General features: G+C 69.2%; 16 protein-coding genes and 2 pseudogenes. 9 read left to right on the forward strand and 9 right to left on the reverse strand.

Annotated elements, in window-relative coordinates; all coding sequences use genetic code 11:
* Nucleotides 1-30: 30 nt before the first annotated feature.
* Complete coding sequence (locus AC07AB_RS15765) at nucleotides 31-783, reverse strand: GntR family transcriptional regulator (protein WP_478566319.1); 753 nt, start codon at nucleotides 781-783, stop codon at nucleotides 31-33.
* 471 nt (nucleotides 784-1,254) lie between these two features.
* On the opposite strand from AC07AB_RS15765, the gene AC07AB_RS15770 reads away from it, so the two are divergent.
* Entirely contained in the window at nucleotides 1,255-1,680 is a 426-nt protein-coding gene (locus AC07AB_RS15770) for an RICIN domain-containing protein (RefSeq protein ID WP_478566120.1), read from the forward strand.
* A 218-nt stretch (nucleotides 1,681-1,898) separates the two neighbouring features.
* Here the strand turns inward: AC07AB_RS15770 and AC07AB_RS15775 are convergent, their stop codons facing one another.
* The 4 genes and pseudogenes from AC07AB_RS15775 to AC07AB_RS15790 form a co-directional block, all read right to left on the reverse strand.
* The gene (locus AC07AB_RS15775) at nucleotides 1,899-2,093 is read right to left on the reverse strand and encodes a DUF5302 domain-containing protein (RefSeq protein ID WP_478566123.1); all 195 of its coding nucleotides are present in this window, start codon (nucleotides 2,091-2,093) and stop codon (nucleotides 1,899-1,901) included.
* A 308-nt stretch (nucleotides 2,094-2,401) separates the two neighbouring features.
* A pseudogene (locus AC07AB_RS15780) lies at nucleotides 2,402-2,668 on the reverse strand (ATP-binding protein); the annotation flags it as partial.
* Nucleotides 2,669-2,887: 219 nt separating this feature from the next.
* A complete protein-coding gene (locus AC07AB_RS15785) occupies nucleotides 2,888-3,142 on the reverse strand; it encodes a Txe/YoeB family addiction module toxin (protein ID WP_478566126.1) in 255 nt (84 codons plus the stop codon).
* Entirely contained in the window at nucleotides 3,139-3,420 is a 282-nt protein-coding gene (locus tag AC07AB_RS15790; protein WP_478566128.1) for a type II toxin-antitoxin system Phd/YefM family antitoxin, read from the reverse strand. Before AC07AB_RS15790 ends, AC07AB_RS15785 begins: the two co-directional genes overlap by 4 nt.
* A gap of 360 nt (nucleotides 3,421-3,780) precedes the next feature.
* On the opposite strand from AC07AB_RS15790, the gene AC07AB_RS15795 reads away from it, so the two are divergent.
* Both AC07AB_RS15795 and AC07AB_RS15800 read left to right on the forward strand, forming a co-directional pair.
* Nucleotides 3,781-4,050 (forward strand): type II toxin-antitoxin system Phd/YefM family antitoxin, encoded by a 270-nt coding sequence (locus AC07AB_RS15795; protein WP_478566131.1) that lies wholly within the window; start codon nucleotides 3,781-3,783, stop codon nucleotides 4,048-4,050.
* Nucleotides 4,043-4,306: a type II toxin-antitoxin system RelE family toxin gene (locus AC07AB_RS15800; RefSeq protein WP_478566133.1), complete on the forward strand. Its 264-nt coding sequence runs from the start codon at nucleotides 4,043-4,045 to the stop codon at nucleotides 4,304-4,306. Before AC07AB_RS15795 ends, AC07AB_RS15800 begins: the two co-directional genes overlap by 8 nt.
* Nucleotides 4,307-4,440: 134 nt before the next feature.
* Here the strand turns inward: AC07AB_RS15800 and ychF are convergent, their stop codons facing one another.
* Nucleotides 4,441-5,529 carry a redox-regulated ATPase YchF gene (ychF, locus tag AC07AB_RS15805; protein WP_478566135.1) on the reverse strand — a complete coding sequence of 363 codons (1,089 nt, stop codon included), beginning with the start codon at nucleotides 5,527-5,529 and terminating at the stop codon, nucleotides 4,441-4,443.
* A gap of 429 nt (nucleotides 5,530-5,958) precedes the next feature.
* Between ychF and AC07AB_RS15810 the strand changes: the two are divergent.
* Nucleotides 5,959-6,198, forward strand: a pseudogene (locus tag AC07AB_RS15810) (DUF6542 domain-containing protein); the annotation flags it as partial.
* 61 nt (nucleotides 6,199-6,259) lie between these two features.
* Here AC07AB_RS15810 and ppgK read toward each other — a convergent pair.
* Both ppgK and AC07AB_RS15820 read right to left on the reverse strand, forming a co-directional pair.
* Nucleotides 6,260-7,054 (reverse strand): polyphosphate--glucose phosphotransferase, encoded by a 795-nt coding sequence (ppgK, locus tag AC07AB_RS15815; RefSeq protein WP_478566138.1) that lies wholly within the window; start codon nucleotides 7,052-7,054, stop codon nucleotides 6,260-6,262.
* Nucleotides 7,055-7,084: 30 nt separating this feature from the next.
* Complete coding sequence (locus AC07AB_RS15820; protein WP_478566141.1) at nucleotides 7,085-8,074, reverse strand: 4-hydroxy-3-methylbut-2-enyl diphosphate reductase; 990 nt, start codon at nucleotides 8,072-8,074, stop codon at nucleotides 7,085-7,087.
* A gap of 305 nt (nucleotides 8,075-8,379) precedes the next feature.
* Here AC07AB_RS15820 and AC07AB_RS15825 point away from each other — a divergent pair, with 305 nt between their 5' ends.
* The 4 genes from AC07AB_RS15825 (at nucleotide 8,380) to AC07AB_RS15840 (ending at nucleotide 12,318) form a co-directional block, all read left to right on the forward strand.
* Nucleotides 8,380-9,765 (forward strand): APC family permease, encoded by a 1,386-nt coding sequence (locus tag AC07AB_RS15825; RefSeq protein WP_478566144.1) that lies wholly within the window; start codon nucleotides 8,380-8,382, stop codon nucleotides 9,763-9,765.
* A gap of 148 nt (nucleotides 9,766-9,913) precedes the next feature.
* Nucleotides 9,914-11,134, forward strand: a complete 1,221-nt coding sequence (xseA, locus tag AC07AB_RS15830) for an exodeoxyribonuclease VII large subunit (RefSeq protein WP_478566147.1) — start codon at nucleotides 9,914-9,916, stop codon at nucleotides 11,132-11,134.
* A 10-nt stretch (nucleotides 11,135-11,144) separates the two neighbouring features.
* Nucleotides 11,145-11,435 carry an exodeoxyribonuclease VII small subunit gene (locus tag AC07AB_RS15835; protein ID WP_478566150.1) on the forward strand — a complete coding sequence of 97 codons (291 nt, stop codon included), beginning with the start codon at nucleotides 11,145-11,147 and terminating at the stop codon, nucleotides 11,433-11,435.
* A gap of 292 nt (nucleotides 11,436-11,727) precedes the next feature.
* Entirely contained in the window at nucleotides 11,728-12,318 is a 591-nt protein-coding gene (locus tag AC07AB_RS15840) for a malonic semialdehyde reductase (RefSeq protein ID WP_478566153.1), read from the forward strand.
* Between the two features lie 134 nt (nucleotides 12,319-12,452).
* Here the strand turns inward: AC07AB_RS15840 and AC07AB_RS15845 are convergent, their stop codons facing one another.
* A complete protein-coding gene (locus AC07AB_RS15845) occupies nucleotides 12,453-13,022 on the reverse strand; it encodes a DUF4245 domain-containing protein (RefSeq protein WP_478566156.1) in 570 nt (189 codons plus the stop codon).
* A 245-nt stretch (nucleotides 13,023-13,267) separates the two neighbouring features.
* Here AC07AB_RS15845 and glpX point away from each other — a divergent pair, with 245 nt between their 5' ends.
* Nucleotides 13,268-14,299 (forward strand): class II fructose-bisphosphatase, encoded by a 1,032-nt coding sequence (gene glpX, locus AC07AB_RS15850; protein ID WP_478566159.1) that lies wholly within the window; start codon nucleotides 13,268-13,270, stop codon nucleotides 14,297-14,299.
* The last annotated feature ends 263 nt before the right edge of the window (nucleotides 14,300-14,562 follow it).

Raw genomic sequence — 14,562 nt, forward strand, 5'->3', positions numbered from 1 at the left:
CCTGCGAGCGAAAGAAGCCGGTCCCGGCGGCTACTTGACCGGCAGGTGGTAGGCGACCCGGTAGCGCTCGGCCAGGACCACCACATCGGCGGTCTCGACCGGACAGCCGCCGGCGAAGTACGTACGGGAGACCACGATCACGGAGTGCCCTGGGACGCCGCCCAGGGCGAGCGCCTCCTCGGCGAGCCCCGGCCGCGCGCCGACCTCTTCCACGACGTTGTCGACGACGAGATCGATGGCCGCCATGCGCTCGACCACGCCGCGCCCGGCCAGCGGCCCCTCTTCGGGCAGCATCACGGGCGTACGGCCGGTGAGCGCGAGCGGCTCCCAGGAGGTGGAGAGCATGGCGGGCTCGCCGACGGCCCGGAAGAGGTAGTCGGTGCGCATCACGCGCTCGCCGGGCGCGATGCGCAGCCGCCCCGCGACGGAAGCGTCGGCGGCCTCCTGACCGCTGCGCGATTCCCAGGTGCCCTTGACGCGCTCGTCGGCCTGTTCCTGCCGGAAGGGCGTGGAGTCCACGAGCGCGCGGTATCCGCCCCGGGAGAGGCGGCTGGGTACGGGCTGCTCGCGTACGTACGTGCCGGAGCCGGAGCGGCCTTCGACGAGCCCCTCGGCCATCAGCACCTTGCGGGCTTCGAGGGCGACGGTGTCGGAGACGCCGTACTCCTCGCGAATACGGGCCTGCGAGGGGAGGCGGGTGTGCGGCGGCAACTCCCCGGCGACGATCTTCTGCCGAAGATCCCCGGCGACGCGGAGGTATGCGGGCTGGTCACCGAAGGCCACGTCCACTCCCAACAGGTTGACAGTCCGCAACAGCTTGGCAACCGTCGGTTGTGGGTCGCAACTCAAGGCCAAGGATTCACTAGATGTAGTGAATTGCAGCTCAGGGACGCGTAATCCGCGGGCGAGGTGACCGCTGGGTGGGCCCGTCGGGCCGTGGACCGGGGCCGCGGCCCCGCCGTCGGCGCGGAGCGCGACGAGGCCAGGGCAGACTCCCCCGCCACACACGCAAGGACAAACAAAGAACGGCATACGCGATAACACAGGCAAGCCCAATAACACCGAACACATTTTGGCTCATGGCCCGAATTCGGAACCGCTTCTGGCCACGCCCGACTGGAGACGCTTCAACCTTTAGGGCCAATATTTGGACCGGCGCCCTTCGGCTGAAAGTACCTGTTTCGCGAAACCTGCTTTCCTCCTACGGTGAGCGGGGTCGGAAAGACCAACATCCCGTCTCTGACTGGAGGCCAAGTGGCACCGATCATTGAACCCGGAACGTACGCCATCAAGAATGCCGCGCACGACGACCGGGTCATCGATGTGAGTGGGAGCGACAAGCGGCCCAACACTCCTATTATTGGCTACCCCTACCACAAGGGGGAGAACCAGCAGTGGGAGCTTGAATCGGTCAACCAGGCCAACGAGTACATCATCAAGAGCAAGCTGGGCGACTTCTACCTGAACCTGGGTATCACCCGGCAGTACCCGCCCTCGATCGCGGCTCAGCCCACCTATGTGGTCTGGTCGATCGAGCCTGCGGGCAATGGTCTGTACCGCATTCACTTCCCGTATCAGGATGGGGTCGTCGACCTCCCCGGCGGGCAGCAGAGCACGCAGCTGACTCTCCCCGCCTGGGCCGGGGAACAGCACCAGAAGTGGATGTTCGAGAAGGTCTGACAGGCCGCGTAAAGCGGGTGCGACCGCGTTTCCACGCGGTCGCACCCGTCCTGGCCTACACACCGCTAAAAACACGGCCGAAAGCCAAACAAAAAACCAAGGAACAACCAACGAAAACCGCTGAAAAGTCAATGAAAAGTCACTGAAAACCCCCGCCCAAACCTGGGACGGGGGTTATTTGACGCGCGCTGGTCGCCTATCGGCGAGCGCTCCGCAAATCAGCCGCCGCTCTTCCGGCGGAAGGAACGCTGAGTGCTGGCGGGTCCATGAGCCCCGTGAATCTTCGAGGAACTGGCCCCCGCACCCCCCGAAGCCCCCTCGCCATGCGACCCTCGCTTGCGCTCCAGCGCCTCGCGGAACTTCCGCTTCATGTCGTCTTCAGGCTTGTCCTGAGCAGGTCCGTCTGCGGCCATGGGCTCCTCCTGAACTCGATGCTCCCCCCAGAGCCTCGCACGTTTTCCCCCGCTCATCCCCCGATTTTTCCGCGAGCCGAGGCCAGCGGAGCCCCCGGCCCCGGTTGTGCACACGCGCGAAGGGGCTCCATCACTGGGGTTGCCCCATGCCCGCACCGCCCGCCTGGATGCGCCCGCCGCGGGCGGGCGGGGGGCTCGTTCGCGGAGGACCAGCGCCGGCGAGAGACCGAGGTCCGAGGGGCTTCCCCGCGACACCCGCGACCTGATGCGCCCTCGCCAACTCCCGTGCCGCACCTGCGATCCGCCACTCACAGCGGCCAAGCGGTCAGCAAATCATCGGGGCCGTGGGTGGCATCAAGGCCCGGAGAGTCGACGCCGCTGCGAGAGACCGCCACGACTGGAACGGGTTCGTCGGTAAGGGCGGCCCGGTGCCGATAATGAGCTACCAGGTCGTGCCAGTCGAAGGGGGACTGCTCCAGCCACTTGATGGATCCGGGCAGTTCTTGCCGACGGCCTACAAAATCCACCACGTCTGCCGACCTCCACGCATGATGAGAGGTGGCGAGGGGCAGCCTTCCTGGACGCTCTTGTGACCATCGAGCCATCTACGCACAGACAGAGGCACTGGCTCGCATACAGGTTCCGCCCTTAAGTGGGGGCCAGCTCCATGCCTGTCTCAAGCATCTGGACAGCACGGCGGTCACAGAATTCGCCCGCGCACTCGCCGCCACCTCTACTTCCCTGATCACCAACGCTGATCCCCACATCGAGTAGTGCTTGAGACCGTGCAGTGCTCAGTAGTGGTAGCGAGCTGCCAGGATCACAATTTCCTTGTCCGTGACCAAGTAGACGAGGCGATGTTCGTCGTCGATCCGCCTCGACCACGCTCCGGGCAAGTGGTACTTGAGCGGCTCGGGCTTGCCGATCCCCGTGAAGGGATCGCGCTTCATGTCTGCGTTGAGCTTGTTGATCCGGGCGAGCATCTTGCGGTCGTTCTTGAGCCAGGACGTGTAGTCCTCCCAACCCTGATCCTCGAAGACAAGTCTCACTCGGCACCCGCAGCAGGATCCACTGCATCCGGATCGATCAGCACGCGCTCCGACACGTTGACGTTGCCCAGGGCGTTCTCGTACGCCTTGAGTAGTCGCCGTGCGTTCGCAGGCGAGCGCAGCAGGTACGAGCCCTCGCGCAGTGCCGCGTAGTCCTCGGCCGAGACGAGCACGGCGTTGCCGTGCTTGGAGACGATCTCGATGGCCTCGTGGTCGTCGTTGACCTTCTTGATCAACGGAAAGAGCCCCTTGCGGGCTTCGCTCGCGGTTATCGACATGACTTGACCCTTTCCATCGAGTGGTACGTAATAACGTACCACTCGCACCGCCCTTCGGCGGGACCAAGCAGTCGACAGAAGGCCAAGACTCCCAGCACGGGGAACGCCAAGGGGTCGACTCCCGGAGGAGCCGACCCCATCTGACCTGCATGCTTGTCAGATCGCCAACGTGGTGTCATTTCAACCGCTCAGACGTTGAACCGGAACGTCTAACACAGAGCTGCGACCTGCGAAAACGTGGCTTCTGAAGATCGCATCCAGCACAGATCCAGCACGGTGCGAGTTCATCCAGCGCGAGCGATGGACCGCCATGTACTCCAGCCATTGTGTACTCATGGGACACTCGGTACCCTTGAGCGCATGACGCAGCCACTGCCCATAGAGTCCATCCGCGACGTGCGCGCGCACTTGGCGGAGGTCGTGGAGCGCGCGGACCGCGACGACGTACCCACGGTGATCACGCGCCGGGGCAAGGAAGTCGCTGCCGTGGTCTCCATCGAGGTGCTGCGCAAGTTCCAGGAATGGGAAGAGCGCGAGATCAACCGGATCATCGACGAGCGCATGGCCAACCCGGCTCCCGGCATCCCGATAGAGGACATCATGAGGGAGACGCTGGCGCGCGGTGAGTGAGTACCGAACCATCTTCCGCCCCGAGGCGCAGGCCGAGCTTCGGAAGATCCCTCGCGACATGGCACTGCGCATCCTGGCTAAGCTGACCGAGCTGGAGACCGACCCCCTCGGCTTCAACACCACCGCCCTCATGTCCCAGCCCGAGCGACGCCGTCTGCGCGTCGGCGACTACCGCGTCGTCTACACGATCGACAACGGGGAGCTGGTGGTCTGGGTCGTTCATGTGGGACACCGGTCCACCGTCTATGAGACCTGACCGCCGCTGACCCTTCGTCAGAATATCCAGCACCCATCCAGCACGGTGACGGCGAAGGGGGCTGACCCGATAGCGTCCGCCCCCTCCTGACCTGCATGTTTGCCACGTCAGCGACGTGGTGTTATTTCATCCGCTCAGACGTTGAACCGGAACTCCACCACGTCCCCGTCCTGCATCACATAGTCCTTGCCCTCCATGCGCGCCTTGCCCTTCGCACGGGCCTCGGCGACCGAGCCCGTTTCGACCAGGTCGTCGAAGGAGATGACCTCGGCCTTGATGAAGCCCTTCTGGAAGTCGGTGTGGATGACTCCGGCGGCCTCGGGGGCTGTGGCGCCCTTCTTGATGGTCCAGGCGCGGGTTTCCTTGGGGCCTGCTGTGAGGTAGGTCTGGAGGCCCAGGGTGGCGAAGCCCACGCGGCCGAGGGTGGCGAGGCCCGGTTCTTCCTGGCCCATGGACTGGAGGAGTTCGAGGGCCTCGTCGTCGTCGAGTTCGATCAGCTCGGATTCGATCTTCGCGTTGAGGAAGATCGCCTCGGCGGGGGCGACGAGGGCGCGCTGTTCGTCCTTGAAGGCGTCGTCGACCAGCTCGTCCTCGTCGACGTTGAAGGCGTAGAGGAAGGGCTTCACCGTGAGGAGGTGCAGTTCGTGGAGGAGCCTGCCCTGCTCGGTGGCGGCGGTGATGCCCGCGGAGAAGAGGGTCTGGCCGGCTTCCAGGATTTCGCGGGCGGCCTCGACGGCGGCGAGGACGGCGACCTTCTCCTTCTGGAGGCGGGACTCCTTCGTCAGGCGGGGCACGGCCTTCTCGACGGACTGGAGGTCCGCGAGGATCAGCTCGGTGTTGATGGTCTCGATGTCGTCCTTCGGGGAGACCTTGCCGTCCACGTGGACGACGTTCTCGTCCTTGAAGGCGCGGATGACCTGGCAGATCGCGTCCGACTCGCGGATGTTCGCGAGGAACTTGTTGCCCAGGCCCTCGCCCTCCGAGGCGCCCCGCACGATGCCGGCGATGTCGACGAAGTCGACCGTCGCGGGGAGGATCTTCTGGGAGCTGAAGATCTCGGCGAGCTTGGCGAGCCGGGGGTCGGGGACACCGACGACGCCGACGTTCGGCTCGATGGTGGCGAACGGGTAGTTGGCCGCCAGCACGTCGTTCTTGGTCAGGGCGTTGAACAGGGTCGACTTGCCGACATTCGGCAGGCCGACGATTCCGATCGTGAGCGACACTTGGCGACTTCCCGTAGCGAGAATGTGTAAAAGGGACCGGCCCCCGCGGGACCGGTCAACCAGTCTACGGGCCCGCGCCGCGACCCCGCCCCGGGCGGACTATCGATCGAACAGATAACCAAGGTGGCTCAAACGGCGTGTCCAACGTCGGATTCTTCCCACTTTTCGCCCTACGTTGGTGAAGTGGAGCAACCGAGCACGCGTACCCCCCGCCGCAGCGACCGCCGCGCGTCCGCCGTGCCACGCCCCGCCGCACCCGCGGTGCCGGGCCCGGCGGGGGCGGACGAGTCCGGTGGCGAGAGCGCTACCGTCTACCGCGCGCGGACCCGGCGGCCGCCGCCGCTGATCGCCGCGATCGCAGCCGCGCCGGCCCGGCTGCCCGGCCCGCGCCTGACGGCGCTCGGCAGCGGGCTGCTCGCCGCGCTCGCGATGCTGCTGATCGGCTTCCTGGACTCCCTGCTGCTGGACGGCTCACCGGCCGTGTTCGGGGTGTTCTTCATGCTGACCGCCGCCGCCTGCGCGCTGTGGGTGCGCCCCGCCGACCTGGTGATCGCACCGGTCGGCGTCCCGATCGCGTTCGCCGTGGGGATCGTCACGATCAGCGACGCCTCGGGCGGCACCGGCGGCCGGATCATGAGCATGGTCACCGCGCTCGCCGTGCACGCCGGATGGCTCTACGCGGGCACGGTGCTGGCCGTGCTGATCGTGTTCGTACGCAGGGCGGCGCTGGTCAGCCGCGAGCAGCGGGACCGGCAGCAGGGCCGTCGGAACCGGCGTCAGCCGCGGCAACAGCGGCAGCAGCAGCCATCGCAGCCCCCACGATCCCCGCACTGTTCTGCAGCTGAGCAGGCACGATCTCGGCCTTGACGCCCTCGATCAGCGGCAGGAACTTCTCCGACTTGCGGCTGACGCCACCGCCGATCACGAACAGTTCCGGCGAGAAGAGCATCTCCACGTGCTCCAGGTACTTCTGCACCCGGTGGGCCCAGTGGTGCCAGCTCAGGTCTTCCTCGTCCTTGGCCCGGGTCGAGGCGTGCGTCTCCGCGTCGCGGCCGTGCAGCTCCAGGTGGCCCAGCTCGGTATTGGCGACCAGCTTGCCGTCGGTGAAGACCGCGCTGCCGATGCCCGTACCCAGGGTGAGCACGATGACCGTGCCGTAGTGGCCGCGGCCCGCGCCGAAGTGCACCTCCGCGAGGCCCGCCGCGTCCGCGTCGTTCAGGAGCGTCACCGGGGCGCCGAGCCGCTCCCGCAGCGCCCCCGCCGCGTCGAGGCCGATCCAGCTCTTGTCGACGTTGGCCGCCGACCGCGTCGTGCCGCCGACCACCACTCCCGGGAATGTCGCGCCGACCGGGCCCGACCATCCGAAGTGGTCGACGACCTCCTTGACGCCGTCGATCACTGCCTCGGGGGTGGCGGGGTGCGGGGTGAGCACCTTGTAGCGGTCGTCCGCCAGCTCCCCGCGCACCAGATCCACCGGGGCCCCTTTGATGCCCGACCCGCCGATGTCCACACCGAATACCTTCATGGACACGAGGCTAGGGCCGGACGGGCGTGATCACCCCTTGGACCCGTCGGAAAGGGACGCGGCCTCCGCGCGCAGATCGCGGCGGAGCTCCTTGGGCAGCGAGAAGGTGATGCTCTCCTCCGCGGCCGTCACGATCTCCACGTCCCCGAATCCGCGCTCCGCGAGCCAGTCCAGTACGCCCTGCACCAGGATCTCCGGCACGGACGCGCCCGAGGTCACGCCGACCGTCGAGACGCCCTCCAGCCATGCCTCGTCGATCTCGGCGGCGGAGTCGACCAGGTGGGCGTCGCGGGCGCCGGCGCCCAGCGCCACCTCGACGAGGCGAACGGAGTTCGAGGAGTTCTTGGAGCCGACGACGATCACCAGGTCGGCGTCGGCGCCCATCTGCTTGACCGCCGTCTGGCGGTTCTGCGTGGCGTAGCAGATGTCGTCGCTGGGCGGCGAGATCAGCTTCGGGAAGCGATCCTTGAGTGCGTCGACCGTCTCCATGGTCTCGTCGACGGACAGCGTGGTCTGGGAGAGCCAGACCACCCGGGACTCGTCCCGGACCTGGACGTTCTTCACGTCCTCCGGCCCGTCGACCAGCGTGATGCGCTCGGGCGCCTCACCGCTCGTACCGACGACCTCCTCGTGGCCCTCGTGGCCGATGAGGAGGATGTCGTAGTCGTCGTCGGCGAACCGGACGGCTTCCTTGTGGACCTTGGTGACCAGCGGGCAGGTGGCGTCGATGGTCGCCAGATTGCGGCGCGCGGCCTCCTCGTGGACGACCGGTGCCACGCCGTGCGCGGAGAAGATCACGATGGAGCCCTCGGGCACCTCCTCCGTCTCGTCGACGAAGATCGCGCCCTTCTTCTCCAGGGTCTGCACGACGTATTTGTTGTGGACGATCTCCTTGCGCACATACACCGGCGCGCCGTACTGCTCCAGCGCCTTCTCGACGGCGATGACGGCACGGTCCACGCCCGCGCAGTAACCCCGGGGGGCGGCGAGCAGGACCTTGCGGGCTGTCGTAGCAGTCATGCCATCCATCGTACGGGCCTTGGCAGATGGCACCGATCACCCTGTGGACAACGCCCGGAGGCGAGCCCTCGGGGCGTGTCGCGGGAGCGGGCTCATACGGGCCCACGGGAGCGGGCTCGTACGGGTACCCCTGCGCGTCCCCGCGTCTCGTACGGGCGCCCCTGCGCGTCCCGGGTGCAGGCGGCCCGGCGCGCCCCCAGCGCCCGGCGCGCCCCCTTGGCCGAAGCTGAGGCACGATCATCACCAGCAAGGGACGATCAACGCCGATCACCACGAAACGCCGGACCAACTAGGGGGCGCACCCCATGACCACCACGCCGACAGGCTCGACCGCACCGGCGGGCGAGGACGGTTCACTCCGCCGGACGCTGTCCTTCCGGGACCTCGTCGTCTACGGACTGCTGTTCATCGCCCCTATGGCGCCGGTCGGCATCTTCGGGACGCTGGCGGCGAAGTCGCACGGCGCGATCGCCACTGTCTACATCGTCGCGACGATCGCGATGGCCTTCACCGCGTACTCCTACGCGCAGATGGTGCGCGTCGCACCGCAGGCCGGCTCGGTCTTCACGTACGCGCGCGTGGGGCTCGGCGAGGGCGCCGGCTTCATCGCCGGCTGGATGGCCATGCTCGACTACCTGCTGATCCCGGCCGTGGCCTACCTCTTCTCGGGGATCGCCATGCACGCCCTGGTGCCGTCCGTGCACCAGTGGGTGTGGACGGCTGTCGCGGTGGTCGTGACGACCCTGCTGAACCTGTGGGGCGTACGGGCCGCCGCCGTGGTCGGCGCGGCGGTGCTGGCCCTGGAGATCGTGGTGCTGGTGGTCTTCGTCGCCGCGGCCCTGTGGGCGCTGAGTACGCACGGTTCCCAGCGCGGCTGGGCCGTGCCGCTCACCGGTGAGGGGTCCTTCTCGATGACCGCGGTCCTCGCGGCCGTCTCCGTCGCGGTCCTGTCGTACCTGGGCTTCGACGCGATCGCCTCGTTCGCGGAGGAGGCCGCGGGCGGCTCCGCGCGGGTCGCGAAGGCCGTGATCACCTGCCTGATCGTGGCGGGCGTCCTCTTCGCCGTGCAGACGTATCTGGCGGGGCTGCTGGCCCCGATGACGGCGGCCGAGCTGGCGGCGCACCCGGGCGAGCAGGGAGACGCGTTCTACTCCACGGTCGACTCGGCGGTCGGCGGCTGGCTGCACGACCTGGTCGCGGCCAGCAAGGCGATCGGCGCGGCCTTCGCCGCGCTCGCCGGTCAGGCCGCGGCCGGGCGGCTGCTGTTCGCCATGGCCCGCGACCGGCGGCTGCCGGGCGCGATGTCGAAGGTGGACGCGGGCAGCGGCGTGCCTCGGCGCGCGCTGCTCGGCGCGGCCGTCGTGACGCTGGTCGCGGCGGTGTGGGCGGCCCGCCGCGACGACGGCCTGGACCACCTGTCGTCGATCGTGAACGTCGGGGCGCTGACCGCCTTCGGCCTGCTGCACGCCTCCGTGATCGGCTGGTTCTGGATCCGCAAGCGCGCGGAGGCCCCGAGCCTGGTCGGCCACGTGCTCGTACCGCTGCTGGGCCTCGCGGTGGTGGTCGCGGTGATCGTCGAGGCGTCGGCCACGGCCCAGGTCGTGGGGGCCGTCTGGCTGGCGGTCGGGCTGGTGATCCTGGCGCTCCAGTACCGGGGGCGCCGTCAGGGCCGGGAGTCCGGCGTCCGCTGACAACGGTGGGAGCGGTGCCAGCGGTGACGACGGAGCGGGTCGTTCCGCCGCCGCCCTCGCCCCCGGCCCTCGCCCCCGGCCCCCGGCCCCGGCCCCGGCCCCCAGCGGCAGCCGCCCATTGTCAGTGGGCGCCGATAGCCTGGGGCACATGGCTGTCAACACGTCCGCGGACGCGCCGATCCCCGTCGGCGAGGTGTCCCGGCTGATCGGTGGGTGGATCGACCGGCTCGGGGCCGTATGGGTCGAGGGGCAGATCACGCAGCTGTCGCGGCGGCCGGGGGCCGGGGTGGTGTTCCTGACCCTGCGCGACCCGTCGTACGACATCTCCCTGACCGTCACGTGCTATCGCGCCGTCTTCGACAAGGTGGCCGACGTCGTCTCCGAAGGCGCGCGCGTCGTCGTGTTCGCCAAGCCGGAGTGGTACGCGCCGCGCGGTCAGCTCTCCCTGCGCGCCGCCGAGATCAAGCCGGTCGGGGTGGGCGAGCTGCTCGCGCGGTTGGAGCAGCTGAAGAAGTCGCTGGCCGCCGAGGGGCTGTTCGCGGCCGACCGGAAGCGGCCGTTGCCGTTCCTGCCCCAGCTCATAGGGCTGGTCTGCGGGCGCGCCTCCGCCGCCGAGCGGGACGTGCTCGAAAACGCCCGGCTGCGCTGGCCGGCCGTGCGCTTCGAGATCCGCAACGTGCCCGTACAGGGCGTGCACGCCGTCCCGCAGGTCATGGCCGCGGTCAAGGAGCTGGACGCGCTGCCGGAGGTGGACGTCATCGTCGTGGCGCGCGGCGGCGGCAGCGTGGAGGACCTGTTGCCGTTCTCCGACGAGCAGCTGGTACGGGCGGTGGCCGCGTGCCGTACGCCCGTCGTGTCCGCCATCGGGCACGAACCGGACTCCCCGCTCCTCGACCTGGTCGCCGACCTGCGCGCCTCCACCCCCACCGACGCGGCGAAGAAGGTCGTGCCGGACGTGGGCGAGGAGCAGACCCGTATCCAGCAATTGCGCGAGCGCGCGTTGCGCAGCGTCGGCGGGCTGCTGGACCGCGAGGAGCGCGGTCTGGCCTCGGCGCTCGCGCGGCCCGCGATACAGCGCCCGCACCGCATGGTCGACGAGCGCGACGAGCAGGTCTCGGCGGTGCTGGAGCGCGGGCGCCGCACGCTGGCGCATCTCCTGGACCGCGCCGACTCCGAGCTGACGCACACCCTGGCGCGGGTGGTGGCCCTCTCCCCCGCGGCGACGCTCCGGCGCGGCTACGCCGTGTTGCAGCACGCGGACGGCTCGGTGGTGCACTCCCCGCAGGACGTGGCGCCGGACGAGGAGCTGCGGGCGCGGGTCGCGGACGGCGACTTCTCGGTACGGGCCCTTGTCACACCCCCCGCTTAGGCTGGATCCCATGGCGACGACGCGCGAGAAGACCGACGACTCCACTCTCGGATACGAGCAGGCACGGGACGAGTTGATCGATGTGGTGCGGCGCCTGGAGGCGGGCGGCACGACGCTGGAGGAGTCGCTGGCCCTGTGGGAGCGCGGCGAGGAGCTGGCCAAGGTCTGCCGCCGCTGGCTCGACGGGGCGCGGGCCCGGCTGGACGCCGCGCTGGCGCAGGGCGAGGACGGCGGCGAAGAGGACGGCGCCGCGGCGGGAGCGGCGGCGGGCGACGGGGAAGCGACCGCCTCCGAGGGCTGAGCGGACCCGTCCGTACGGGCCGCGGCCTTGCACGGGGCCGCGGCCCGTACGGGGCTGAGCCTTGTAGGAGCCGCTCCTTGTAGGGGCTGAGCAGCCCTTACGCGCCGGGCCTCACACGCCGGTCCCGCACGCCGGGCGGCGGCCGGTCGCGTCTGCCCGCCCGTACAGCGTCATGTCCTGACTCATGTGAACCGGAGCACACCTGCACCCTTTTAGTTGAAACTTAATCTATTGCCGGTACAGTGGTTCGTGCCAGCTCGAAACCGCGCAAGCAACAGAAGGTGTTCACCGCATGACTCTCGCCCTCGACGCCGCCGCTCAGGACCTCCTCTTCCGTGAAGCGCGTACCGCCAACACCTTCACCGACGAGCCGGTGACCGACGAGCAGATGCAGGCCGTCTACGACCTGTTCAAGTACGCGCCGACCGCGTTCAACCAGTCGCCGCTGCGCGTCGTACTGGTCCGCTCCGAGGAGGCCCGCGAGCGCCTCGTGTCGCACATGGCCGAGGGCAATCAGCCCAAGACCCGCAAGGCCCCGCTGGTGGCGATCCTCGCCGCGGACAACGAGTTCCACGAGGAGCTGCCGGCGCTCTTCCCGCACTTCCCGCAGGCCAAGGACGTCTTCTTCGCGGAGCGCTCCTCCCGCGAGTCCGCCGCCGCGCTGAACGCCTCGCTGCAGGCCGCCTACTTCATCCTCGGCGTCCGCGCCGCCGGTCTCGCGGCCGGCCCGATGACGGGCTTCGACTTCGCGGGCGTCCAGAAGGAGTTCCTGGACGACGACCACACCCCGCTGATGGTCGTCAACATCGGCAAGCCGGGCGAGGACGCCTGGTTCCCGCGGTCGCCGCGCCTGGAGTACGACCAGGTCGTCAAGACCGTCTGAGGAAGACGTCTGAGGTCACCCGGCGACAGCCGCCCCCGACCTGCCCGGCCGACCGGGCCCGGGGGCCGCTTCACCGGGCGGCACCCCCCTCAGATCTGCCGCTCCCCCCAGCGGCAGCCCGGTGGCCGTCGCGTTCAGGCCGAGTCGTGCGCGTCCGGATTCACGTCCGGCTTCGTCTTCTCGGCCTTGAGCGCGGCGGCCATCCGCGTGAGCTGCCCGTGCGGCGCGGTGCCCGTGACCACGGTGGTCACGCCGCGCTCCGTGCGCGCCAGCGCGTCGTACTTCTCGCCCTCGTAGCGGTCCCACGTCGCGCCGTCGATGCGCTCCGTCTTCCCGGTCTTCGCCGCCTGCCGGCTGACGCCGTCGATGAACGCCGCCGCCGGGCCGTCGCTCTGCTCGACCGCCACGTACTGCTTCTTCGGGTCGAGGAAGCCCAGGTGCCAGGCCGCGCCGTCCTTGCCGCCCCCGTCGTACGAGACCGACGTGGCCCGCCAGCCCTCCGGGAGGCCCACCGGGGCCGCCACCGCGTACGGCGCCGCGCGCCGCGCCGTGTCCAGTTCCACCCGGTAGCTGACCGCCTTGACGGGGTCGTTGCTCTCGTCGTGCGGGATGAACACGTAACTGACCACCGCGACGGGGATGATCACCGCCAGCGACAGAATCATGTTCCGCACCGTCTGCGTCTTACCGCTCCTACCTGCCACCCGCCCATCGTCCCCTATGCCCGTTCCGGCCGGGACACCGACCCGGGACACCGGTCCGGGACACCAGCCCGCACCAGCCCAGGGCCGGCCCGGACGCCGCCCCGGTCCCGGACCGCGGGAGGGGACCCGCCGAACCCCCGCCATGACGCTCATCCGTAGGGCGCTCTGCTCACTTTGGCAATCAACCGATAAAGTCATGAGCACCCTCACTTAACGGCCGTCGCCGTACAGAAAGGTGCGCTCCGTTGACCGAACATCACTTGCCGTCTCCCCTTGAGGTCAGCCCCGAGGCCCCAGACCGCAACCTCGCGCTGGAGCTCGTCCGGGTCACCGAGGCAGGCGCCATGGCGTCGGGCCGCTGGGTGGGACGCGGCGACAAGAACGGCGCCGACGGCGCCGCAGTCAAGGCCATGCGCGCACTCATCGGCACCGTCTCCATGAACGGCGTCGTCGTCATCGGAGAGGGCGAGAAGGACAACGCGCCCATGCTCTACAACGGCGAGCGCGTCGGCGACCTCACCGGCCCCGAGTGCGACGTGGCCGTGGACCCGGTGGACGGCACGACGCTGACCGCCAAGGGCATGGCCAACGCCGTGTCCGTGCTGGCCGTGGCCGAGCGCGGCACCATGTTCGACCCCTCCGCGGTCTTCTACATGGACAAGCTCGTCACCGGCCCCGAAGCCGCCGACTTCGTCGACATCAACGCGCCCGTCGGCGTCAACATCCGCCGGATCGCGAAGGCGAAGAGGTCCTCGCCCGAGGACGTCACGGTCGTGGTGCTGGACCGGCCGCGCCACGAGGGCATCGTCAAGGAGATCCGCGAGGCCGGCGCCCGTATCAAGTTCATCGCGGACGGCGACGTGGCCGGCGCGATCATGGCCGTACGCGAGGGCACCGGCGTGGACCTGCTGCTCGGCGTCGGCGGCACGCCCGAGGGCATCATCACCGCCTGTGCCATCAAGTGCCTCGGCGGCACGATCCAGGCCAAGCTGTGGCCGAAGGACGACGCGGAGCGGCAGCGCGCCATCGACGCGGGGCACGACCTGGACCGGGTGCTCCAGACGGAGGACCTGGTCAGCGGCGAGAACGTGTTCTTCGTCGCCACCGGCATCACGGACGGCGATCTGCTGCGCGGTGTGCGCTACCGCGCGGAGACCGCGACCACGCAGTCGCTGGTGATGCGGTCCAAGTCGGGGACGATCCGGCAGATCGACTCCACGCACCGGCTCTCGAAGCTGCGCGCGTACAGCCAGGTCGACTTCGAGCGCCCCAGCTGATCCGCCGCCGCTGACCCCGCCGGCCCGCTCCCCCCTGTACGCCCGTACCGCGTTCGTACGGGCCCCCGCGGTCCCGCTCGGCCCCGTACACGCATACAGGGCCCGTACACCCCGTACGGGCCCCGCTGTGCACACCTCCCCCCACCCCTCCGTCACGGGCCGGGGGGGGGGAAAGGGGGGGAGGGTGAGGCAGCAATCGCCCTCCTACCTCACCTCCACACACCATTCCCACGCAAGACAACCATCGATGACGACCACACCCC

It is taken from the genome of Streptomyces sp. NPDC044033 (assembly GCF_056434425.1).